Here is a 22,390-nt window from a genome sequence, read left to right on the forward strand (position 1 = left end):
CCGACAGGGGCGCTGGCAAAGCATTTGGCGGTTGCGTGGTTTCCGCGCCGAGCCACCTGCCAGGCGGCTCCCTGCTTCCGATCAACATCGCGCCTCAAGTTCGGGATGAGCCTTTTTTCCCTGATCGCGGCCCTGTTCCTCGAACAGTTCCGGCCGCTACCCAATCGCCTTTTGCTGGAACCGGTGGGTCGCTATGCCGACTTCCTGGAGTCGCGCCTCAACGCCGGCGACTCGCGGCATGGCCTGATCGCCTGGCTGGCCGCCGTGCTGCCGCCGGTGCTGCTGGCGGCCGGCATCTATTACCTGCTCTGTGCCGTGACGCCGCTGCTGGGGTGGGCCTGGAACGTCCTGGTGCTGTATCTGACCATGGGCTTCCGCCAGTTCAGCCATCATTTCACCGACATCCACCTGGCCCTGCGCATGGGTGACGTGCCCCGGGCCCGCCAGCTCCTGGCCGAATGGCGGGGCCGTTCCGCCGAAGGGCTGTCGTCCAGCGAGGTGGCCCGCCTGGCCATCGAGGAGGCCCTGGCCGCTTCCCACCGCCATGTTTTCGCCGTGATCCTCTGTTTTGTCCTGCTGCCCGGTCCCTGCGGTGCCGTGCTGTACCGCCTCGCCGGCATTCTGGCCGAGCGCTGGGGCCAGCGGCAGGATGAAGAATTCGGCGACTTTGGCAAATTTTCGCAACAAATCTTTGCCATCATCGACTGGCTGCCCCTGCGAGCCACCGCTGCCGCCTTCGCCGTGGTCGGAGATTTCGAGGATGCGGTCTATTGCTGGCGCACCCAGGCCGGCCAGTGGGCCGACCACGAGTTGGGCATCGTGTTGTCCAGCGGTGCCGGTGCCCTCGGCGTGCGTCTCGGCCAGCCCCTGGTGGAAGGCGGCGAGGTCACCGACCGGGCTGAACTGGGAGTCGGCGAGGAAGCCGATGTGGATTTCATGCAGAGCACGGTGGGCCTGGTTTGGCGGGCCCTGGTGCTGTGGCTGTTGCTGTTGCTGTTGATCGGGCTCGCCACTTGGGTGGGTTGATAAGTCAGTTATAACAAGGAGATGCTCATGAGCAAGGAAATCGTAGTTCTGTCCGCCGTTCGTTCCGCTGTGGGTGGTTTTGGCGGTTCCCTGGCTGGCATGGAACCCGCCGAGCTGGGTGGCCTGGTCGTCAAGGAAGCCATTGCCCGTGCCGGTGTGGACCCCAAGGCTGTGACCTTTGCCACCGTCGGCAACTGTATCCCCACCGAAACCCGCTACGCCTATGTCGCTCGTCTGGCCACCATCCAGGGCGGCATGTCCATGGATTCCGTGGCCTTCGCCGTGAACCGTCTGTGCGGTTCCGCCATGCAAGCCATCGTCTCCTCCGCCCAGGCCATCATGCTGGGTGATGCGGACTACGCCATCGGCGGCGGCGTCGAAGTCATGTCCCGCGGCGCCTACCTGATGCCGGCCCTGCGCTCCGGCGCCCGCATGGGCGACACCAAAGCCATCGACGCCATGGTCTCCGTGCTGACCGACCCCTTCGGCGTCGGCCACATGGGCATCACCGCCGAAAACCTGGTGACCAAGTGGGGCCTGACCCGGGAAGAGCAGGACGCCTTCGCCCTGGAATCCCAGAACCGCGCCGCCAAGGCCATCGCCGAAGGCCGCTTCAAGAGCCAGATCGTGCCCATCACCTTCCAGACCAAGAAGGGCGACGTGGTCTTCGATACCGATGAGCATCCCCGCGCCACCACCATGGAAGCCCTGGCCAAGATGAAGGCCGCCTTCAAGAAGGACGGTTCCGTCACTGCCGGCAACGCTTCCGGCATCAATGACGCCGCCGCCTTCCTGGTGCTGGCCGATGCCGCCAAGGCCGCCGCTGCCGGCCACAAGCCCATTGCCCGCCTGGTGTCCTACGCCATCGCCGGCGTGCCCAACGAAATCATGGGCGAAGGTCCGATCCCGTCCTCCAAGCTGGCCCTGCAGAAGGCCGGCCTGACCCTGGACCAGATCGACGTCGTCGAATCCAACGAAGCCTTTGCCGCCCAGTCCCTGGCTGTGGCCAAGGGCCTGGGTCTGGACCCTGCCAAGACCAACGTCAATGGCGGCGCCATCGCCCTGGGGCACCCGGTTGGTGCAACCGGTGGCGTCATCGTCACCAAGTTGTTGCATGAAATGCAGCGTTCCGGTGCCCGTTACGGCATGGCCACCATGTGCATCGGCGGCGGCCAGGGCATTACCACCATCTACGAACGCATCTAAAACAAAGGCTTAGGCTGAAAAGCCCGGCGGGAGTCATCCCGCCGGGCTTTTTTTCGTCTGGCGGGCACGATCTGTGATTCATGCTAAGGGCAATTGCAATGAAGTTGAGATAACATCGCGAGGCCATCCAAATGAGAGTGGCTCTCAGGGAGTAGTAGGGAAACATGAAAAACAATCTTCCCGTTACACAAGTCGAAGTGCCCTTCATCAAGGGCAAGTACATCGTTTCGAAAACCGATCTGAAGGGGATCATCACCTACGCCAACGACACCTTTGTCGAGCTGAGCGGCTTCACCCGGGATGAACTGATCGGCAAGAACCACAATCTGGTGCGCCATCCGGACATGCCGCCAGCCGCCTTTGCCGATCTGTGGATTTCGGTGAAGGAAGGCCGTCCCTGGCGCGGTATCGTCAAGAACCGCTGCAAGAACGGCGACCATTACTGGGTCGATGCCCTGGTGGTGCCGGTGCGGCAGAAGGGCCAGACCATCGGTTACATGTCGGTGCGTACCGAGCCCTCCCGGGCCCAGGTGCAGTCTGCCGAGGCCCTCTATGCCAAGCTGGGCAAGGGGGGCGGCGCCATTCCCCGGCCGGGTGGCTGGCGCAAGGTCAGCCTGCGCAAGAAGATGGCCGGCCTCACCCTGTTCGTCATGGCGGCCCAGCTGTTGACCGGCATCGGTGTCTGGTTCGGCAGCAGCATCGGCTTTTCCGCCGACAGCATCGTTGCCCTGGTGCAGATCCTGAGCCTCACCGGCCTGGCCGCCGGGGCGGTGCAGATTGGCCTGCAGCAAGGCATCTTCCGCGCCATCGACGCCACCAACACCAGCCTGGACCGGGTGGCCCAGGGCGACCTGTCGGAAGACCTGTGGCACGACCGCCTGGACGAGGTGGGCAAGCTGCAGGATTCCCTGCTCACCACCCAGGCCCACCTCAAGGTCATGCTGGCGGAGATCGCCGAAGCGGCGAACCGGGTCAGCGGCAACACCACCCAGCTCAACCTGGAGATGTCCAGCGTCTCCTCCCAGTCCGAGTCCCAGTCCGACTCGGTGAGCCGCATCGCCGCCTCTATGGAGGAAATGAGCGCCACGGTGGAGCAGGTCTCGGCTGACGCCCAGGAGACGGCCAGCGCCGTTGGCACTACCCGGGAGCGCATCGCCGGGGTGGAGCAGCGCATGATCCAGGGCCGGGAGGCCTCCCGGGCCGTGGTCTCGGCGGTGGATACCGCCTCCAACACCATGGCCACCCTGTTCCAGTCCCTCAACCGCATCGGTGTGGTGACCCAGGGCATCCAGGAGATCGCCGACCAGACCAACCTCATCGCCCTCAACGCCGCCATCGAGGCGGCCCGGGCCGGCGAGGCGGGGCGCGGTTTCGCCGTGGTGGCCGACGAGGTGCGCAAGCTGGCCGAGCGCACCCGCCTGCAGACCGCCGAAATCGCCGAAATGGTGACGGAAATCCAGAAGATCACCGAGAGCGCCGTCGGCAGCATCGAATCCGCCGGCGCCCAGGTGGGGCACAACGATGAGGCCATGGGCGAAACCGGGGTCAGCCTGGCCGAAGTGGTCCAGGACGGGCAGCACATCGACGAGATGGCGCGCCACATCGCCCAGGCCACGGTGCAGCAGTCCCAGGCCAGCCAGGACGTGGCCATGAGCGTCTCCGAGATCGCCGCCCTGATCGAGGAAAACGCCGCCGCCATCGGCGAGGCGGAGCGCAATGTGCAACAGCTGCTGGCCACCGCCGGCGAACTGCGCAACCTCATCGCCTACTTCCAGTTCCAGCCCGGGCGCTAAGCCGGTCGACGAAGTCCATAAAAAAAAAGCCCGGGGCCGAAGCTCCGGGCTTTTTTCATTGGGCGTTGCCGGCCTCAGGTCTGGAAGCGGTTCACCAGGCCCTTCAGGTTGTGGGCCACCCGTTCCAGGTCCTGGGCAGAGGTCATGGTGTTGTTCATGGTGGTGCTGGTTTCTTCCACCGTCTGGGCAATGGCTTCGACGCGCTGGGCGATGGAGGTGCTGGCGGCGCTCTGTTCGCGGATGGCATTGGCCACTTCCTGGATGTGCTCCAGGGTGCGCAGGGCGCCGGCCTCGATATTGGCCAGGGATTCCGCCGCCGCCTGGGCCAGGCTGACCCCCTGTTCCACCTGGGGCAGGGCGTCGTCCATGGACTGCACCGCGTTGTTGGTCTCGCTCTGGATGCTGGCGATCATCTGCTCGATTTCGATGGTGGCGGAGGACGTCCGTTCCGCCAGCTTGCGCACCTCGTCGGCTACCACGGCGAAACCGCGGCCCGCCTCGCCGGCCCGGGCCGCCTCGATGGCGGCGTTGAGGGCCAGCAGATTGGTTTGCCCGGCGATGTCCTTGATCACGCCGGCAATGGAGGAAATCTGGTTGGCCTGCTGATCCAGGGTGCGGATGCGGGTGGAGCCTTCGGATACCGTGGCGGCGATGCGCTGCATGGCCTCGGCGGCCTGCTCTGCCCGTTCCCGGCCCTGTTTGGAGAGATCCACGGCTTTGTGGGAATCCCCCTGGGTCTCCTCGGCGCTGTCGGAAATGTGGCTGGAACTGACCGTCAGCTGTTCAATGGCGGCGGCCATGGAGGAGGTGGCATCGGCCTGGGCACCGGTGGTGTCGGCCAGCTGGCTGGAGGCGGAGCTGATCGCCTGGGAGTTGCTGGCCAGGGTTTCCGCGTCCTGGCGGATTTCGGTGAGCATCTGGCGCAGGGAGAGCACCATCTGGCTCAGGGCATGGAGCAGGCTGCCGGGCTGGGTCTGGCCGATGGCCGCATGCAGGTTGCCGCCGGCCACCTGCTGCATGATGGCCGTGGCGGCGGCAGGTTCGCCACCGATCTGCTTGAGCACGCTGCGGGTCACCAGGTAGCAGATGCTGCCGATCAGGGCCAGCACCACCAGAGCCAGCAGGCCCTGGTAGATCAGGGTTTGCTGGAACTCCCGGTCCACTTCGTCGATATAGACGCCGGTGCCGATGATCCAGTCCCAGGCCGGGAATTTCTGGGCGTAGAGCACCTTGGGATACATGGTGGGGTCGCCCGCCTTCTTGACGAACTGGGTGTCCATGTAGGTGGTGGCCTGGTTCTGCAGCAGGCTTGCCAGTTCCCGGATGATCAGCTTGCCGCTGCCGTCCTTCACCTGGTCGCCCATGGGCTTGCCTTCCCATTCCGGCTTCAGGGCATGCATGACGCTGATGCCATCGGGGGTCCAGATGTAGAAATAGTCGCTCTTGCCGTCGGGGCCGTTGAAGCGGATCTGCCGCACGGCCGCCTTGGCGTGGGCCTGGGCCTCGTCGCGGCTGAGGTTGCCGGCGGCTTCCTGGCTTTGATAGTAGGCGACCACGTTGTAGGCGCCCTGGGTGATGGCGCGAATCTGTCCTTTTCTCTCATCCAGCATGAGGGAGCGGGTATTGAAGGCGGCGATGGCCGCCAGTGCCAGGACCCCCAGGAGCGCCACCAGCACCACCGCCAGGAGTCGGGTACGCAGGGAAAGTTGATCAAGCATGGGATTGTCCAAACTATATGAAACATGAAGTGCGCATTATATTTCCGCCACCAGCCATGCTGTGAAGGAAATCACACTTTTCTGCTTCAAATTGGTGCGCCTGCTTCTGCCCATGGTGCATGGTGGCACCGTTTTCTGGCGCCGCTTCCGCCAATTCCCCGGAAGTCCTTTAAGGATCAAGCGATTATGATCCTGGCACAACCCCTGCTATTTGATTGTCGCCCTTCCTCATGGCGCGACCATCATGAACAAGCCCAGCTTCTTCGACGAAATGAACGGTGCCGACGGCGCCGTCCGCTCCCACTACCAGACCTACCGGCGCTGGCTTTCCGAAACCCCTGACGAACGCATCGCCCGCAAGCGGGCCGAGGCCGACATCGCCTTCCGCCGCGTCGGCATCACCTTCGCCGTCTATGGCGAGGAGGCCGGCACCGAGCGGCTGATCCCCTTCGACATCATTCCCCGGGTCATCCCGGCAGATGAATGGAAGGCCCTCAAGGCCGGCCTCAAGCAGCGGGTCAAGGCTCTCAACCTGTTCCTCCACGACATCTACCACGACCAGGAAATCCTCAAGGCCGGGCGCATTCCCCGGGAGCAGGTGGAGGGCAACGCCCAGTTCCGTCCCATCATGCGCGGGGTGGACGTGCCGGCCGGCATCTATGCCCACATCGCCGGCGTGGACCTGGTGCGGGCCGGGGCCGGCGAGTTCTACGTGCTGGAAGACAACCTGCGGGTGCCCTCCGGCGTCTCCTACATGCTGGAAGACCGCAAGATGATGATGCGGCTCTTCCCCGAGCTCTTCTCCAAGCACAAGGTGGCCCCGGTGGAACACTACCCGGACCTGTTGCTGGAAACCCTGCGGGCCTCCGCCCCCAACGGCGTCTCCGATCCCACGGTGGTGGTGCTGACCCCGGGGGCCTACAACAGCGCCTACTTCGAGCACACCTTCCTGGCCCAGCAGATGGGGGTGGAACTGGTGGAAGGGCGGGACCTCTTCGTCGATAACGACACGGTCTACATGCGCACCACCCAGGGCCCCCAGCGGGTGGACGTGATCTACCGCCGCATCGACGACGACTTCATCGACCCCCAGGTCTTCCGCGCCGATTCCATGCTCGGCGTGCCCGGCATCCTGCAGGCCTACCGGGCCGGCAAGGTGACCCTGGCCAATGCGGTGGGCACCGGGGTGGCCGACGACAAGTCCATCTACCCCTATGTGCCGGAGATGGTGCGCTTCTACCTGGGGGAGGAGCCCATCCTCAACAACGTCCCCACCTACATGTGCCGCAAGCCCGACGACCTGGCCTACACCCTGGCCCACCTGCCGGAACTGGTGGTGAAGGAAGTCCATGGCGCCGGCGGCTACGGCATGCTGGTGGGGCCGGCCTCCACCCAGGCCGAGATCGAGGACTTCCGCCGGCGTCTTGTCGCCAACCCGGAAAAGTACATCGCCCAGCCCACCCTGGCCCTCTCCACCTGCCCCACCTTCGTCGAATCGGGCGTGGCGCCACGCCACATCGACCTGCGCCCCTTCGTCCTCTCCGGCAAGGAAGTGACCATGGTCCCCGGCGGCCTCACCCGGGTGGCCCTGCAGGAAGGCTCCCTGGTGGTGAACTCCTCCCAGGGCGGCGGCACCAAGGACACCTGGGTGCTGGAATGAAAAGCTTTGCCACAGAGGGCACAGAGAACACAGAGAAAATGCGATTGCATGACCAAGCCAATTTTTCTAGGCAAGGCCTATCTGCTGCGAGCTTGTCCCTCTGTGATCTCTGTGTCCTCTGTGGCTAATAAATAAGGAGCCGCATATGCTCAGTCGTACCGCCGATCACCTCTACTGGATGGCCCGCTACATCGAGCGGGCCGAGAACCTGGCCCGCCTGCTGGACGTCACCTACCAGATGTCCCTGGTGCCCCAGTCGCCGGAAGCGGCGAACCAGAACTGGAACGCCATCATCGTCCTCAACAGCCTGGAAGAGCCCTTCGCCAAGGCCTACGGCGAGCCCAGCGCGGAAAACGTGCTGCGCTTCATGGTGCGGGACGAAAGCAACTTCTCCTCCATCTACAGCTGCCTGCGGGCGGCCCGGGAAAACGCCCACGCCGTGCGCGGCACCCTCACCACGGAAATGTGGGAGACCATCAACGCCGCCTGGATCGACCTGCGGGCCCAGAGCTTCGAGCAGATCATGGCCGGCGGCATCACCGAGTTCTTCGAATGGGTCAAGCTGCGCTCGGCCCTGACCCGGGGCGTCACCTTCGGCACCCTGCTGCAGGACGAGGCGGCCCACTTCATCCGCATGGGTGGCCTCCTGGAGCGGGCCGACAACACAGCCCGCATCCTGGACGTGAAATACCACTTCCTGCAGCCCAACGGCGAAGGGGAGGAGGGCGGCGTCACCGACTTCTACCAGTGGGGCGCCCTGCTGCGCTCCCTTTCCGCCTTCGAGGTGTACCGCAAGGTGTACCGGGACGTCATCACCCCGGCCCGGGTGGCCGAGCTGCTGATCCTGCGCATGGACATGCCCCGCTCCCTGCACCACTGCCTGGACAAGGTGAATCACCTGCTGGGCCTGGTGGGCAACCGCCAGTCCAGCGAGACCCTGCGCCGGGCCGGCCTGCTGCATTCGCGCCTGCACTACGCCCGCATCGACGACGTGCTGGAGGCGGGCCTGCACGAGTACCTGACCGAGTTCATGGACGACATCTACGACCTGGGCAATCGCATCTCCCAGGATTTCCTGGTGCCGGCCTGAGGCGCACCAGTCGGGGGGCAGCCGGCGGCAGCTGCCTCTGGCCTTTTTTCACCCTCATAAAAACAGCGACGACGACATGACTTACTGCGTGGCAATGCGGCTCGATGCCGGCCTGGTCTTCCTTTCCGATTCCCGTACCAACGCCGGGGTGGACCACATCAACACCTTCCGCAAGATGACCGTCTGGGAGCGCCCGGGGGAGCGCATGCTGGTGCTGATGACCTCGGGCAACCTCTCCATCAGCCAGTCCGTGGTCAATGTGCTGAACGAGCACCTGGCGGCCAGCGACAAGCCCAATCTCTACAACGCCCCCAACCTGTTCGAAGCAGCGCGCCTGGTGGGCGACGCCCTGCGCGAGGTGCACCAGCGGGATGCGGCGGCCCTCAAGGAATTCGGCGTCGATTTCGCCGCCGCCTTCATCCTCGGTGGCCACATCCACGGCGAGGAGCCGCGCCTGTTCCAGATCTACGCCGCCGGCAACTTCATCGAGGCGACCCACGACACGCCCTATTTCCAAATCGGCGAATCCAAGTACGGCAAGCCCATCATCGACCGGGTGGTGAAAAAGGCCACCAGCCTGGAGGAGGCCTCCAAATGCGCCCTCATCTCCATGGATTCCACCATCCGCTCCAACCTCTCCGTCGGGCTGCCCCTGGACCTGTTGGTGTACGAGAAGGGAGACTTCAAGGTCACCCACCGCATCAAGATCGGCGCCGACGATGCCTACTTCAATCAGATCCGCACCCAATGGGGCGAACGCCTGCGCCAGGTCTTCGCCGAACTGCCCGACCCGGCCTGGGACTAAGGCCGGGAGCGGGCCGGCAGGCAACAAAAAAGGCGCCCGCGGGCGCCTTTTGCTTGGGCCGGGAAACGGCTCAGGGCTTGTTCACTTCCACCGCCGGATAGACGTAGGAGAACTTCTCGTTGCCCTTGAACAGTTCCAGGACGAAGGGCTGGGCCAGCTGGTAGAGGTCCAGGCGGGTGTAGTCCTTGCCCGGCACGGCGCCACCGTTGAGCAGGGAGGTCTCGATGTTGTAGGCGATGGCGTAGAACTCGTCGGCCAGGTCCAGGGCGCCCATCAGGTCGGCGGCACCCAGCAGGCGCTGGGGCGCGGCGCTCTTGGTCGCCGGCTTGGCGGCAGCAACGGGCTTGGTGGCGGGCTTGGTGCTGGCGGCCGGCTTGGCGACGACCGGCTTCGCTGCCGGTTTGGCCACGGGCTTGGCGGCAACTTTGGCGACAGGTTTGGCTGCGGGCTTCGCTGCCGGTTTTACGGCGGCTTTGGCGACGGGCTTGCTGGCGGGCTTGGCGGCGGTGGCGGCTTTGACGGGGGCTTTGGTGGCCATGGCGGTTTTCCTGTTTATTTGCGGCCGAATTTTTCGGCCAGGGCGGTGAGCTTGGCGGCGCGCTGGGCTTCCGCCTTCTTGGCATCTTCTTCGGCCTTCTTGGCGGCGGCTTCGGCGCGGCGTTGTTCGGCCTGTTTCTTGAAGCGTTCCTTCAGCACTTCGGCGGCGTGCTGGCGGTGTTCCTCGGCCACCTCGCCGGCGGCGTTGCCCTGCAGGTCGTGGCGCTGGGTGGCCTTCTCCATGTTCTTCAGGTAGCGGACCGAGTTGGTGTGGCGGAACAGGCTCACCTTCAGCAGCTTGGGGTCGATTTCCGGATACAGGGCGGCCAGTTGCTGGTTGATGCCGATGGCCAGGGGCAGGTGGTCGCGGAAAACCTGGAATTTTTCGCTCAGTTCGGCGAGGAATTCGCGGGGCGTGCTGAAGGCGGGAGAGGTCATCTGGGTGTTGGGTTGAAATGCGGAAGGGTGGGAGGTTATCACGCAGGGAAAATGCTGCAACTGGGCTGTAACAGGGGGCTGGGGCTCCCGTTCCTGGTGCGCCCGGGGCAGGCGTGCTCCGGGATGGTGCGGTTGATGGCTGGCGGCCGGCCCGGGGCCCAGTATCCATGCGCCTCTCCAGGGGGTGATCCGTCCTGGGGCATGGCCCGGCTCTTGCTAAATCCGGCTATCGCCCATCGCCCGGAGCCGCCCCGTGTCCATCCATGTCGCGCTGAACCACGTCACCCATTACCGCTACGACCGGCCCATCGCCCTGGGGCCCCAGGTGATCCGGCTGCGTCCGGCGCCCCACAGCCGCACCCCCATCCTCTCCTATTCCCTCAAGGTGATGCCGGGGGAACACTTCATCAACTGGCAGCAGGACCCCCAGGCCAACTGGCTGGCCCGCCTGGTGTTCCCGGAGAAGACCCGGGAGTTCCGGGTGGAGGTGGATCTGGTGGCCCAGATGTCGGTCATCAATCCCTTCGACTTCTTCCTCGAACCCTATGCGGAGGAGGTGCCTTTCGCCTACGAGGCCTGGCAGCGACACGAGCTGGCGCCCTATCTGTACACCCTGCCGGCGACGCCGAAATTCCAGGCCTATCTGGCTTCCATCTCCCGGGAGAAGTGCCGCAGCGTGGATTTCCTGGTGGCCCTCAACGCCCGCCTGGCCCGGGACATTTCCTACCTGATCCGCCTCGAGCCCGGGGTGCAGACGCCGGAAGAGACCCTGGCCAAGGGCTCCGGCTCCTGCCGCGACTCGGCCTGGCTGCTTTGCCAGCTGCTGCGCCACCTGGGCCTGGCGGCCCGCTTCGTTTCCGGCTACCTGATCCAGCTCACCGCCGACGTCAAATCCCTGGACGGTCCCTCCGGTCCCGCAGCCGATTTCACCGACCTGCACGCCTGGTGCGAGGTGTACCTGCCCGGCGCCGGCTGGATCGGCCTGGACCCCACCTCCGGCCTCTTCGCCGGCGAGGGCCACATTCCCCTGGCCGCCTCCCCCGAGCCTTCCTCGGCGGCGCCCATCAGCGGCGCCCTGGAGCCATGCGAATGCGAGTTCGGCCACACCATGGGCGTGACCCGCATCTGGGAAGCTCCCCGGGTGACCAAGCCCTACAGCGAGGAACAGTGGTCCCGCATCGAAGCCCTGGGGCAGACGGTGGACAGCGACCTGGCGGCCCGGGACGTGCGCCTGACCATGGGCGGCGAACCCACCTTCGTCTCCATGGACGACCCGGACGGGGCTGAGTGGAACACCGAGGCCCTGGGGCCGAAGAAGCGCCTGCTGGCGGCCGACCTGTTCCACCGCCTGCGGCAGAAGTACGCCCCCCGGGGCTTCATGCATTTCGGCCAGGGCAAGTGGTATCCGGGGGAACAGCTGCCCCGCTGGTCCCTCAACTGCTACTGGCGCCAGGACGGCGAGCCCCTGTGGCAGCGGCCCGAGCTGTACGCCGACGAGTCCCGGGACTACGGCGTCGATGCCGCCCGGGCCGGCGCCTTCCTCGGCGAAGTGGCGCGGCGCCTGGGCCTGGAGGAAAAGCATGTGTTCCCCGCCTACGAGGACGCCTTCTACTACCTGTGGCGGGAGCGGCGCCTGCCGGCCAACGTGGATCCCTTCGACGCCCGCCTCGACGATCCCCTGGAGCGGGCGCGCCTGGCCAAGGTGTTCACCCGGGGCCTGGAGCAGGCCGTGGGCCAGGTGCTGCCCCTGGGCAAGACGGCCGCCGGCCGCTGGCAGAGCGGCTCCTGGTTCCTGCGCAGCGAGCGCTGCTACCTGATCCCCGGCGACTCCCCGGTGGGCTACCGCCTGCCCCTGGATTCCCAGCCCTGGGTCAGCCAGTCCGACTACCCCTACCTCAATCCGCCGGACCCGGCGGCGCCCCGGGCGCCCCTGGCCCGCCACGCCGAACTGCGGCGGCAGGTGCCGGGCATTCCCACGGAGGCCATGCCTGGCAGGCAGGCAGCAAGCGCATCTCCGGGTGGCCTGCCTGGAGAAGCAAGTGGGGAGCGGGTCCCGGGGCATCACCAATCCGCCGCCTGGATCACCCGCACCGCCATGTGCGCCGAACCCCGTAACGGCGTGCTCTACATTTTCATGCCCCCCGTGGGCTGCCTGGAGGACTACCTGGAAGTGCTGGCGGCGGTGGAAGCCACCGCCGAGGCCCAGGGCCTGCCGGTCATGTTCGAAGGCTACGAGCCGCCCCGGGACCCGCGCCTGGAAGTGTTCCGGGTGACGCCGGACCCGGGGGTGATCGAGGTGAACATCCACCCGGCCAAATCCTGGGACGAACTGGTGGAGCGCACCAGCCACCTCTACGAGGCGGCCCGGGAAACCCGCCTCTCGACCGAGAAGTTCATGCTCGACGGCCGCCACACCGGCACCGGCGGCGGCAACCACTTCGTCCTCGGCGGCGCCACGCCGGCCGATTCCCCCTTCCTGCGCCGGCCCGACCTGCTGCGCAGCCTCATCTCCTACTGGCACAACCACCCCAGCCTGTCCTACCTCTTCTCCGGCCTCTTCGTCGGCCCCACCTCCCAGGCACCGCGGGTGGACGAGGCCCGCAACGACAGCCTCTACGAGCTGGAGACCGCCTTCCGCCAGTTCCCGCCGCCGGGGGAGGGGGGCGCCCCCTGGCTCACCGACCGGCTGCTGCGCAACCTGCTCATCGACGTCACCGGCAACACCCACCGGGCCGAGTTCTGCATCGACAAGCTGTTCTCCCCCGACGGCCCCACGGGGCGCCTGGGCCTCCTGGAACTGCGGGCCTTCGAGATGCCGCCCCACGCCCGCATGAGCCTGACCCAGCAACTGCTGCTGCGGGCCCTGGTGGCCCGCTTCTGGGCCCGTCCCTACGCCCCGGAGCGGCTGGCCCGCTGGGGCACGGAGCTGCACGACCGCTTCATGCTGCCCCACTTCATCGCCCAGGATTTCGCCGACGTGGTGACGGAAATGCAGGCGGCGGGCTACGCCTTCGATCCGGCCTGGTTCGCGCCCCACCTGGAATTCCGCTTCCCCCGCATCGGCGGCTTCGCCGTACGCGGCGTCGCCGTGGAGCTGCGCCACGCCCTGGAGCCCTGGCACGTCATGGGCGAGGAGGGCGCCGCCGGCGGCACCGTGCGCTATGTGGATTCCTCCGTGGAACGGCTCCAGGTCAAGGTCACGGGCCTGCCACCGGACCGCTACCGCCTCACCTGCAACGGCCATGCCGTGCCCCTGCAGCCCACCGGCACCGTCGGCGAGTTCGTCGCCGGGGTGCGCTACCGGGCCTGGCAGCCGGCCGCCTGCCTGCATCCCACCATCGGCGTCCATGCGCCCCTGACCTTCGACCTGGTGGATACCTGGATGGACCGCTCCCTGGGCGGCTGCCAGTACCACGTGGCCCATCCGGGCGGGCGCAATTTCGAGGCCTTCCCGGTCAATGCCTTCGAGGCCGAGAGCCGGCGCCTGGCCCGCTTCTTCCCCATGGGCCACACTCCGGGTCCCCTGGCGGGCCGGGGCCAGGCGGCGCCGCCGCAGAACCCGGAATTCCCGTTTACGCTAGACTTGCGCCGCCAGGGCCGGCCCTAGTCCCTCCCTGGAAAAAACCACCAGCGCGGCGCCCCTTTTCCCCGCCGCGCTTTTTTGCGGAACGCCATGGCGCGCACCCTTCTCTCCATCTATCCCGATTCCGCCGGCCGCTACGACGAAATGCTCGCCGGCGGCGGCGCGGTGCGTCCCCACTGGCAAGCCTTCTTTTCCCACCTGGACGCCGCCTCGCCGGAGCAGATGCGGGCCCGCCTGGCCTTCGTGCAGCGGCGCATCCAGGAAAACGGCGTCACCTACAACGTCTACGCCGACCCCAAGGGCACCGACCGGCCCTGGGAACTGGACCCCCTGCCGCTGATAATCCCCGCCGACGAGTGGCGCCAGCTCGCCGCCGCCGTGGCCCAGCGCGCCACCCTGCTCAACGCCGTCCTGGCCGACCTCTACGGCCCCCAGGACCTGCTGGCCTCGGGCCTGCTGCCGCCGGCCCTGGTGTACGGCCACGGCGGCTTCCTCTGGCCCTGCCGCCAGGTGCGCCAGCCCGGCGACACCTTCCTCCATTTCTACGCCGTGGACCTGGCCCGTTCGCCGGACGGCCGCTGGTGGGCCATCGCCGACCGCACCCAGGCCCCCTCCGGCGCCGGCTATTCCCTGGAAAACCGGCTGATCGTCTCCCGGGTCTTCCCCGACCTCTTCCGCGACCTGAAGGTGGAGCATCTGGCCGGCTTCTTCCGCAGCGTCCAGGAGAGCCTGGCCCACTACGCCCCGGACAGCGGCGAGGGCGGCGAGCCACCCCTGATCGTGCTGCTCACGCCCGGGCCCTACAACGAAACCTACTTCGAGCACGCCTACCTGGCCCGCTACCTGGGCTTCCCCCTGGTGGAAGGGCCGGACCTGACGGTGCGGGGCGAGACCGTCTTCCTCAAGACCCTCACCGGTCTGAAACGGGTGCACGCCATCCTGCGCCGCCAGGACGACGACTTCTGCGACCCCCTGGAGCTGCGCGGCGATTCCGCCCTCGGCGTGCCGGGCCTGCTGCAGGCGGTGCGGGCCGGCCGGGTGCTGGTGGCCAATGCCCTGGGCAGCGGCGTGGTGGAGTCGGGGGCGTTGCCGGGCTTCCTCCCGGCCATCTGCGAGCGCCTCCTGGGGGAACCCCTGCAGATGCCCTCGGTGGCCACCTGGTGGTGCGGCGAGGCGCCGGCCCTCAAATACACCAGCGAACACCTGGACCAGCTGGTGATCAAGGCGGCCTTTCCCGGCCGCCGCTTCGACCCCATTTTCGGCGCCGACCTGAAGGGCGCCCAGCGGGAGCAGCTGCTGGCCCGCCTGCAGGCCGAGCCCCAGGCCTACGTTGCCCAGGAACTGGTGCAGCTGTCCCAGGCCCCCACCTGGAGCCGCAGCCACGAGCGGCGCCTGCTGGCCCGGCCGGCGGGGCTGCGGGTCTATGCCGTGGCCACGCCCCAGGGCTACCGGGTGATGCCCGGCGGCCTCGCCCGGGTGGCCGGCGGTGCCGGTGCCCGGGTCATTTCCATGCAGCGGGGAGGCGCCTCCAAGGACGCCTGGGTGCTGTCCGACGAGCCGGTATCCACCTTCAGCCTGCTCAAGCCCTCCATCGGTGCCCGGGACGTGGTGCGGGGCGGTCGCAGCCTCTCTTCCCGGGTGGTGGAAAACCTCTTCTGGCTGGGCCGCTATTCGGAACGCTGCGACCATACCAGCCGCTTCCTGCGGGTGGCCCTGACCCGGCTCATCGACGCCGGCGGCGAGCCGGGTCCGGAGCTGTTCGCGGCCCTGGCGGTGGGCGAGGCCATGGGCCTGCTGCCGCCCCGGGACGATGCCGGGGAACAGGCGGCGGCCCGGCCGCCGGCCCCGCCCCCGACCCTGGCCGAGCGGCTGACCCGGGCGGTCTTCGACGACGCCTGGGATACCGGCCTGGCGGCGGGCCTGAAGCGCCTGCAATGGTCCGCCACCCAGGTGCGGGAGCGCCTCTCCATGGACCACTGGCACGCCATCAACCGCCTCAATCACGGCATGCAGGCCAGCAAGGAAAGCCGGCCCGAGCCCGGCGAGACCCTGGCCTGTCTCGACCAGGCCCTGCTCTCCTGCGCCTCCCTGGCCGGCTTCACCATGGACAACATGACCCGGGACGACGGCTGGCGCTTCCACGTGGTGGGCCGCCGCCTGGAGCGGCTGCACTTCCTGGCCTCGGCCATCGCCGGCTTCCTCGCCCTGGAGGGCAAGGATCGTTCCCAGGGCCAGGGCGGCCTGGAGTGGCTGCTGGAGCTGGCCGACAGCACCATCACCTACCGCTCCCGCTACCTCTCCCAGCCCGAGCTGCTGCCGGTGATCGACCTCCTGGTGCTGGATGAGGACAACCCCCACTCGGTGGCCTTCCAGGCCCAGGTGGTGGGGCGCTACCTGGGCCGCCTGCAACAGTCCCTGGGCGGCGGGGCCGGGGAGGCCGGCGCCCCCTTCACCGACGACCTGGAACTGCTGTTGGCCCGCCTGCGCAGCGTGGACCTTTCCCGCTTCCAGGGCGACGTCTGCGGCGACTGCATCGGCTGCAATGCCTGCGAGGACCTGGCGGCCGTGCTGTGGGCCCTGGCGGCGGCGGTGCGGGAGCTTTCCGACCGCCTGGCCATGCGCTACTTCACCCACGTGGGCGACGTCAGCTATCAGACGGTGGCGGCCTGAGCATGCCCTTGCACGATCCGGTTCCGGCCCTGGAGGCGCCCCTGGCGGCGGCCTACCGCATCACCCACGCCACCGAATACCGCTACGGAGCCCCGGTGGCCCTCTCCCAGCAGCTGCTGCACCTGACGCCCCGGCCCCTGCCCTGGCAGACGGTGCGGGAACACCGGCTGGAGGTGGAGCCCCTGCCATCCCTGCGCCTGGAGCGCTGGGACGCCTTCGGCAATCCGGTCACCCAGCTGGCCTTCGACGGTCCCCACGACAGCCTCACGGTGCGGGCCGAGACCGAGATCGAGGTGCTGCCCCGCTTTGCCGGCGAACTGCCCCCGGGCCAGCCCTGGGAAGGCTGGCGCCAGGCCCTGGTGTACCGGGGCGCCCTGCCGCCGCCGGCGGAACTGCTGGAGGCGGTGCAGTTCGCCTTTCCCTCTCCCTTCGTCAGTCTGGGGCCCGCCTTCGCCGCCTATGCGGCGCCGTCCTTCACCCCCGGCCGGGGCCTGCTGGCGGCGGCCAGGGACCTCATGGGGCGCATCCATGCCGAGTTCGAATTCGACCCCCAGGCCACCAGCGTCGCCACCCCGGTGGCCGAGGTGCTGGCCAGGAAGCGGGGCGTCTGCCAGGACTTCGCCCACCTCATGCTGGCCTGCCTGCGCTCCCTCGGCCTGCCGGCCCGTTACGTCAGCGGCTACCTGCTCACCGAGCCGCCCCCGGGCAGCCCCCGGCTGATCGGGGCCGACGCCTCCCACGCCTGGGTCTCCCTGTTCTGTCCCGGCCTGGGCTGGGTGGATCTGGACCCCACCAACGACCTCATTCCCGACAGCCGCCACATCACCCTGGCCTGGGGCCGGGACTTCGGCGACGTTTCCCCCATGCGCGGCGTCATCCTGGGCGGCGGCGCCCACGAGCTGGAGGTGGCTGTGACGGTGCTGCCCCTGGCTGCGCCGGCCTAGCCGCCGCAGCCATTGATAAAAGCCAAGGGGCCCTCGGGCCCCTTCTTTTTTGCCCCGGGCGGGGCAAGGGCCTCAGGCGGCCACGGCCAGGGTGTTGCGGTCGATGACCCGGCGCAGGACGAAGCTGGTATGGACGCCGGTGACTCCGGCGATGCGGTTGATGCGGTTGAGCAGCAGCTCCTGGTAGGCGTCCATGTCCTGCACCGCCACCTTCAGCTGGTAGTCGGACTGCTGGCCGGTGATGAGCAGGCATTCCAGGACCTCGGGCACCTGGGCGATGGCAGCCTCGAAATTGGTGAAGCGCTCCGGCGTGTGCTGGTCCATGGAAATGCCGATCAGGGCCATCAGGGACAGGCCCAGCTTTTTCGCGTCCAGCTGGGCCCGGTAGCCGGTGATGAGGCCCGCTTCCTCCAGGGCCCGCACCCGGCGCAGGCAGGGGGAGGGGGAGAGGCCGATGCGGTCGGCCAGGTCCTGGTTGCTGATGCGTCCGTCCTCCTGCAGCAGCTGCAAGATCTGGCGGTCGTAGCGGTCGATTTCCATAAAATTCCCGGGGTTTGTGAATGCTTGAAATTATTATTGTGCAATAGGTGATTTAGCGCAATTAAATTGCCGCAAATGTGATTTTTAGGCTGAAGAACGCAAGCACCTGCGGGGCCGAATTCTCTAACATTGCTCCATCGTTTGATTCATTCAGGAGCCCGCCATGTTGTCCAACCCGTCCAGCAAATATCGGCCTTTCGCCCCGGTGCAGCTCGCCGACCGCCAGTGGCCCAGCCGGGTCATCACTACCCCGCCGATGTGGATGAGCACGGACCTGCGGGACGGCAACCAGTCCCTCTTCGAACCGATGAATGTCGAGAAGAAGATGCGCATGTTCAAGACCCTCTGCCAGGTGGGCTTCAAGGAAATCGAGGTGGCTTTCCCCTCCGCTTCCCAGACCGACTTCAACTTCGTGCGCAGCCTCATCGAAGACGGCCACATCCCCCAGGACGTGACCATCGAGGTCCTCACCCAGGCCCGGGAACACCTCATCCGCCGCACCATGGAGTCCATCAAGGGCGCCCCCCGGGCCATCGTCCATGTCTATAACGCCACCTCCCAGCCCTTCCGCGACTTCGTCTTCGGCATGAGCAAGGCCGAGGTGGTGGCCATGGCGGTGGAAGCCGTCACCCTGATCAAGCAGCTGGCCGCCGAGATGCCGGAGACCGAGGTGGTGCTCGAGTACAGCCCGGAAACCTTCACCGCCACCGAACTCGATTTCGCCCTGGAAGTGTGCGACGCCGTCACCGCCGCCTGGGGCGCCACCCCGGACAACAAGGTGATCCTCAACCTGCCGACCACGGTGGAAATGGCCACGCCCAACATCTACGCCGACCAGATCGAGTGGATGCACCGCCACCTGGCCCGCCGCGACAGCGTCATCCTCAGCCTCCATCCCCACAACGACCGGGGCACCGCCGTGGCCGCCGCCGAGCTGGGCCTCATGGCCGGCGCCGACCGGGTCGAGGGCTGCCTCTTCGGCAACGGCGAGCGCACCGGCAATGTGGATATCGTCACCGTGGCCCTTAACATGTACACCCAGGGCGTCCATCCCGGCCTCGACTTTTCCGACATCAACGCCGTCGCCCGCACCGTCGAACACTGCAACCAGTTGCCCATTCACCCGCGCCATCCCTATGTGGGTGATCTCGTCTTCACGGCCTTCTCCGGCTCCCACCAGGACGCCATCAAGAAGGGTTTTTCCGCTCAAAAGGCGGATGCGCCGTGGAACGTTCCCTACCTCCCCATCGATCCCGCCGACGTGGGCCGCAGCTATGATTCCGTGATCCGGGTGAATAGCCAGTCGGGCAAGGGCGGCATCGCCTACCTGCTGGAGACGGAGTACGGCGTGGTCATGCCGCGCCGCCTGCAGGTGGAGTTTTCCGGGGTGGTCCAGCAGCACGCCGACAGCCACGGCAGCGAACTCACCGCCGCCGACATCTGGCAGCTCTTCTGTCGCACCTACCTGGAGCCGGTGGCGCCGGTGCATTACCGGGAACACCACCTGTTCGAGCACGGCAGCGCCCAGGGCATCCGCCTCTCGGTGGACATCGACGGCACCGCCCACCTGCTCAGCGGCGAAGGCAACGGCCCCATCGATGCTGCCATCCATGCCCTGCGCGGCGCCGGTATGCAGGTCCAGGTGCGCAGCTACGAGGAGCGCTCCATGACGCCGAGCCAGGACGGCGGCGAGGCCCGGGCCTGCGCCTTCGTCGAGATGGCCTGCGACGGCCGGGAGTTCTACGGCGTCGGCATCGACGGCAACATCGTCACCGCCTCCCTCAAGGCCATCGTCAGCGGCCTCAACCGCAGCGGCCAGCAGTTCCGCACCCACCAGGCGGCCTGAGGCCGGCGGCCGTCGCCGCATGCAAAACGGGGCCCGCGGGCCCCGTTTTTTTTTCGTGCTGCCGGCGCTGCCGGCTCAGCCCCAGCGGGCCAGCATCCACTTCTGCCGCTCGGCCCGGCCGACGAAGCTCCACACCGCCAGACGGCTCTGCTTCTGCCCCTGGCTCATGGCAATGATGCGGCTGGCGGTGGGCTTGACCTTGGCCAGGGCCGCTTCCACATGGCGCAGGTTTTCCGCCTTGGAGATGAGGGCGGAGAACCACAGGGCCCGCTTGGGGATGCCGGCGCTCTGCTCGATCAGGCGGGTGAGGAAGGCCCGTTCGCCACCGGGATACCACAGCTCGTTGTCCTGGCCGCCGAAGTTGGAGCCGCCCTTGCCCGGCGCCTGGCCCAGGTTCTTCTGCTTGCGCTCGCTGGCGAAGCGGGCGTCGGCGGCGGAGGCGTGGAAGGGCGGGTTGCACAGGGTCAGGTCGAACTTCTCGCCGGAGCGCAGCACGCCGACGAAGATGTTGTCCGGCACCGGCTGGTGGCGCAGCTCGATGGCGCCGGCCAGATGCTCGTTGGCGGCGACGATGCGGGCCACGTTGTCCAGGGACTTCTGTTCCGTATCGACGCCGACGAAACGCCAGCCGTATTCGGCGTGGCCGATGAGGGGATAGACGCCGTTGGCGCCGACGCCGATGTCCAGCACCCGCACCCGCTCCCCGGTGGGGATGCGGCCCTCGTTGCCTTCCGCCAGCATGTCGGCCAGGTGGTGCAGCAGGTCGGCCCGGCCCGGGATGGGCGGACACAGATAGCCGGGGGGGATGTCCCAGCCGGAAACGCCGTAGTCCGCCTCCAGCAGGGCCTTGTTGAGGGCCTTGACCGCCTTCGGGTTGGCGAAGTCGATGCTGGGGCTGCCGGCGGGTGTGGTGACGATGAAGCGGGCCAGCTCGGGCGTGATGGCCGCCAGGGTGGCGAAGTCGTAGCCGTGGGCGTGGCGGTTGCGCGGATGCAGGCCGGGCTTGGGGCTGGCGGGGGCGGCGGGATTGGTCATGGGCGATGGGCGGTGAGAGAGGGGGCGAGTATCCCACGGATCGGCGACGGCGCCGGGGAAAGGGTGGGGAAGGGCATGAATGGCCGTTTTGCTGGCGGCGGCAAGGCCGGCGGGTGGGGCAGCAAGGGAGGCGAGCGGTTTGCAGCGGCGTTTCCGGCCGGGGCGGCGGTTCGGCGGCGGGCCCGGATTCTACCGATACCCCCGCCAGGACGCCCGTCCCGCTGGCCTCTCCGTCATGGCATGCCCGGGATGGCCGTCCTGCCTGGCCCCTGGCCTGCCTAGCTGCTGGCGCTCTGGTACAGGGTGCGGAATACGGCCCAGCGGCGCGGGTCGATCTGGCCTGCTTCGAGGGCGCTGCGCAGGGCGCAGTCCGGTTCCCGGTCGTGGCGGCAGTCGCGGAAGCGGCACTGGCCCAGGTGGGGCGCCAGTTCGGCGAAGGCGTGCTCGATGTCGCTGCGAGACAGGTGCTGCAGGCCGAAATCCTGCAGGCCGGGGGAGTCGATCAGGTCGCCGGCCTCGGGTTTGGCCGGGTCCAGGTGGTAGAGGCGGGCGTGGGTGGTGGTGTGCTTGCCCGAATCCAGGGCTTCGGAAATTTCCCGGGTGGCGGCCCGGGCTTCGGGAATGAGGGCGTTCACCAGGGTCGATTTGCCCATGCCGGACTGGCCCACCAGCAGGCTGGTGTGGCCAGCCAGGAGCGGGCGCAGGGCCTCGGCCCCGTGCAGGGCGGAAAGCTCCAGCACCGGCACGCCGAGGGCGACGAAGGGGGCCAGGGCCTGGCGGGCCGGGGCGATCTTGTCCGCCAGGTCGCACTTGTTGAGGATGATGCGGGCGGCCACGCCCTGGTCCTGGGTGGCCACCAGGGTGCGGCAGACCAGCTCGAAGCTGAAGCCCGGCTCGGTGGCGACCACGATCAGCACCTGGCTGACGTTGGCGGCGATGAGCTTCTGCCGGTATTCGTTGGAGCGGTAGAGCAGGGAACTGCGCGGCGTGATGGCCTCGATGGCGCCCTGGTCCTTGGCCGGGCGGCTGATCTCGACCCGGTCGCCGCAGGCGATGTCGCTCTTCTTGCCCCGGGGGAAGCACAGCAGGGTCTCCCCGCCGGCCAGTTCCACCATGTACTGGCGGCCGTGGGCGGCCACCACCTGACCTGGGATGCGCTCGCTCATAGGGCCGCCAGCGCTTCGATCTTGGCGGCGCAGATGAAGTCGTTGCGGGAGAGGCCGCCCACGTCGTGGGTGCCGTAGGTGACGCGCACGGTGTTGTAGTTCACTTGCAGTTCCGGGTGATGGTTTTGCCGCTGGGCCAACCAGGCGACGCCGTTGGCGAAGAGCATGGCCGCCTCATAGCCGGTGAAATGGAAAGTCTTGGCGATATGGCCGTCCTCCCGGCTCCAGCCGGGCAGCAGGGGCAGCAGCATGGCCACCGTGGCGTCGTCCAGCCGGTGCTGGGGGCCGGAGAGGTGACGGCAGGTGTCGCGGGCCAGATCGTCCAGGAGCATG

The 22,390-nt window shown here is 67.5% G+C and carries 17 protein-coding genes; 10 read left to right on the forward strand and 7 right to left on the reverse strand.

What is annotated here, in order from left to right; translation table 11 throughout:
- The first annotated feature begins 105 nt into the window (after positions 1 to 105).
- From AZSP09_RS00550 to AZSP09_RS00560, 3 genes are all read left to right on the forward strand, one after another.
- Positions 106 to 1,026, forward strand: coding sequence for a CobD/CbiB family protein (locus AZSP09_RS00550; RefSeq protein ID WP_014238252.1), 921 nt, complete (start codon positions 106 to 108; stop codon positions 1,024 to 1,026).
- A 27-nt stretch (positions 1,027 to 1,053) separates the two neighbouring features.
- Positions 1,054 to 2,232 carry an acetyl-CoA C-acyltransferase family protein gene (locus AZSP09_RS00555; RefSeq protein WP_152088850.1) on the forward strand — a complete coding sequence of 393 codons (1,179 nt, stop codon included), beginning with the start codon at positions 1,054 to 1,056 and terminating at the stop codon, positions 2,230 to 2,232.
- A 164-nt stretch (positions 2,233 to 2,396) separates the two neighbouring features.
- Entirely contained in the window at positions 2,397 to 4,025 is a 1,629-nt protein-coding gene (locus tag AZSP09_RS00560) for a methyl-accepting chemotaxis protein (RefSeq protein ID WP_152088851.1), read from the forward strand.
- A gap of 74 nt (positions 4,026 to 4,099) precedes the next feature.
- Here AZSP09_RS00560 and AZSP09_RS00565 read toward each other — a convergent pair whose 3' ends face one another.
- Positions 4,100 to 5,743, reverse strand: a complete 1,644-nt coding sequence (locus tag AZSP09_RS00565) for a methyl-accepting chemotaxis protein (RefSeq protein ID WP_014238249.1) — start codon at positions 5,741 to 5,743, stop codon at positions 4,100 to 4,102.
- A 244-nt stretch (positions 5,744 to 5,987) separates the two neighbouring features.
- Here AZSP09_RS00565 and AZSP09_RS00570 point away from each other — a divergent pair, with 244 nt between their 5' ends.
- The 3 genes from AZSP09_RS00570 (at position 5,988) to AZSP09_RS00580 (ending at position 9,298) form a co-directional block, all read left to right on the forward strand.
- Positions 5,988 to 7,403: a circularly permuted type 2 ATP-grasp protein gene (locus tag AZSP09_RS00570; RefSeq protein ID WP_172974662.1), complete on the forward strand. Its 1,416-nt coding sequence runs from the start codon at positions 5,988 to 5,990 to the stop codon at positions 7,401 to 7,403.
- Between the two features lie 145 nt (positions 7,404 to 7,548).
- Positions 7,549 to 8,493 (forward strand): alpha-E domain-containing protein, encoded by a 945-nt coding sequence (locus tag AZSP09_RS00575; protein ID WP_152088852.1) that lies wholly within the window; start codon positions 7,549 to 7,551, stop codon positions 8,491 to 8,493.
- Between the two features lie 76 nt (positions 8,494 to 8,569).
- A complete protein-coding gene (locus AZSP09_RS00580) occupies positions 8,570 to 9,298 on the forward strand; it encodes a proteasome-type protease (RefSeq protein WP_152088853.1) in 729 nt (242 codons plus the stop codon).
- A gap of 70 nt (positions 9,299 to 9,368) precedes the next feature.
- Here AZSP09_RS00580 and AZSP09_RS20090 read toward each other — a convergent pair whose 3' ends face one another.
- Both AZSP09_RS20090 and AZSP09_RS00590 read right to left on the reverse strand, forming a co-directional pair.
- Positions 9,369 to 9,836: a hypothetical protein gene (locus AZSP09_RS20090; RefSeq protein ID WP_197739035.1), complete on the reverse strand. Its 468-nt coding sequence runs from the start codon at positions 9,834 to 9,836 to the stop codon at positions 9,369 to 9,371.
- 14 nt (positions 9,837 to 9,850) lie between these two features.
- On the reverse strand, positions 9,851 to 10,273 hold the full coding sequence (locus AZSP09_RS00590; protein WP_152088854.1) for a ProQ/FINO family protein: 423 nt from the start codon (positions 10,271 to 10,273) through the stop codon (positions 9,851 to 9,853).
- A 253-nt stretch (positions 10,274 to 10,526) separates the two neighbouring features.
- On the opposite strand from AZSP09_RS00590, the gene AZSP09_RS00595 reads away from it, so the two are divergent.
- The 3 genes from AZSP09_RS00595 to AZSP09_RS00605 all read left to right on the forward strand — a co-directional run bounded on the left by AZSP09_RS00595 (position 10,527) and on the right by AZSP09_RS00605 (position 17,470).
- The gene (locus AZSP09_RS00595; RefSeq protein ID WP_152088855.1) at positions 10,527 to 13,880 is read left to right on the forward strand and encodes a transglutaminase family protein; all 3,354 of its coding nucleotides are present in this window, start codon (positions 10,527 to 10,529) and stop codon (positions 13,878 to 13,880) included.
- Positions 13,881 to 13,946: 66 nt separating this feature from the next.
- Complete coding sequence (locus AZSP09_RS00600; RefSeq protein ID WP_152088856.1) at positions 13,947 to 16,526, forward strand: circularly permuted type 2 ATP-grasp protein; 2,580 nt, start codon at positions 13,947 to 13,949, stop codon at positions 16,524 to 16,526.
- 2 nt (positions 16,527 to 16,528) lie between these two features.
- Positions 16,529 to 17,470, forward strand: coding sequence for a transglutaminase family protein (locus AZSP09_RS00605; RefSeq protein ID WP_014238241.1), 942 nt, complete (start codon positions 16,529 to 16,531; stop codon positions 17,468 to 17,470).
- A 72-nt stretch (positions 17,471 to 17,542) separates the two neighbouring features.
- Here the strand turns inward: AZSP09_RS00605 and AZSP09_RS00610 are convergent, their stop codons facing one another.
- Positions 17,543 to 18,010 carry an Lrp/AsnC family transcriptional regulator gene (locus tag AZSP09_RS00610; protein WP_014238240.1) on the reverse strand — a complete coding sequence of 156 codons (468 nt, stop codon included), beginning with the start codon at positions 18,008 to 18,010 and terminating at the stop codon, positions 17,543 to 17,545.
- 163 nt (positions 18,011 to 18,173) lie between these two features.
- Here AZSP09_RS00610 and leuA point away from each other — a divergent pair, with 163 nt between their 5' ends.
- Positions 18,174 to 19,856: a 2-isopropylmalate synthase gene (gene leuA / locus AZSP09_RS00615; RefSeq protein ID WP_152088857.1), complete on the forward strand. Its 1,683-nt coding sequence runs from the start codon at positions 18,174 to 18,176 to the stop codon at positions 19,854 to 19,856.
- 75 nt (positions 19,857 to 19,931) lie between these two features.
- On the opposite strand, the gene rlmF is transcribed toward leuA, so the two are convergent.
- From rlmF to AZSP09_RS00630, 3 genes are all read right to left on the reverse strand, one after another.
- Positions 19,932 to 20,891, reverse strand: a complete 960-nt coding sequence (gene rlmF / locus AZSP09_RS00620; protein ID WP_152088858.1) for a 23S rRNA (adenine(1618)-N(6))-methyltransferase RlmF — start codon at positions 20,889 to 20,891, stop codon at positions 19,932 to 19,934.
- 278 nt (positions 20,892 to 21,169) lie between these two features.
- Positions 21,170 to 22,057, reverse strand: a complete 888-nt coding sequence (rsgA, locus tag AZSP09_RS00625) for a ribosome small subunit-dependent GTPase A (RefSeq protein WP_152088859.1) — start codon at positions 22,055 to 22,057, stop codon at positions 21,170 to 21,172.
- Positions 22,054 to 22,389, reverse strand: a complete 336-nt coding sequence (locus AZSP09_RS00630; RefSeq protein ID WP_014238236.1) for a 4a-hydroxytetrahydrobiopterin dehydratase — start codon at positions 22,387 to 22,389, stop codon at positions 22,054 to 22,056. The genes rsgA and AZSP09_RS00630 overlap by 4 nt, the downstream gene beginning before the upstream one ends.
- Position 22,390: the final 1 nt, after the last annotated feature.

The sequence above is a fragment of the Azospira sp. I09 genome (assembly GCF_009177135.1).
Lineage (GTDB): Bacteria > Pseudomonadota > Gammaproteobacteria > Burkholderiales > Rhodocyclaceae > Azospira > Azospira oryzae.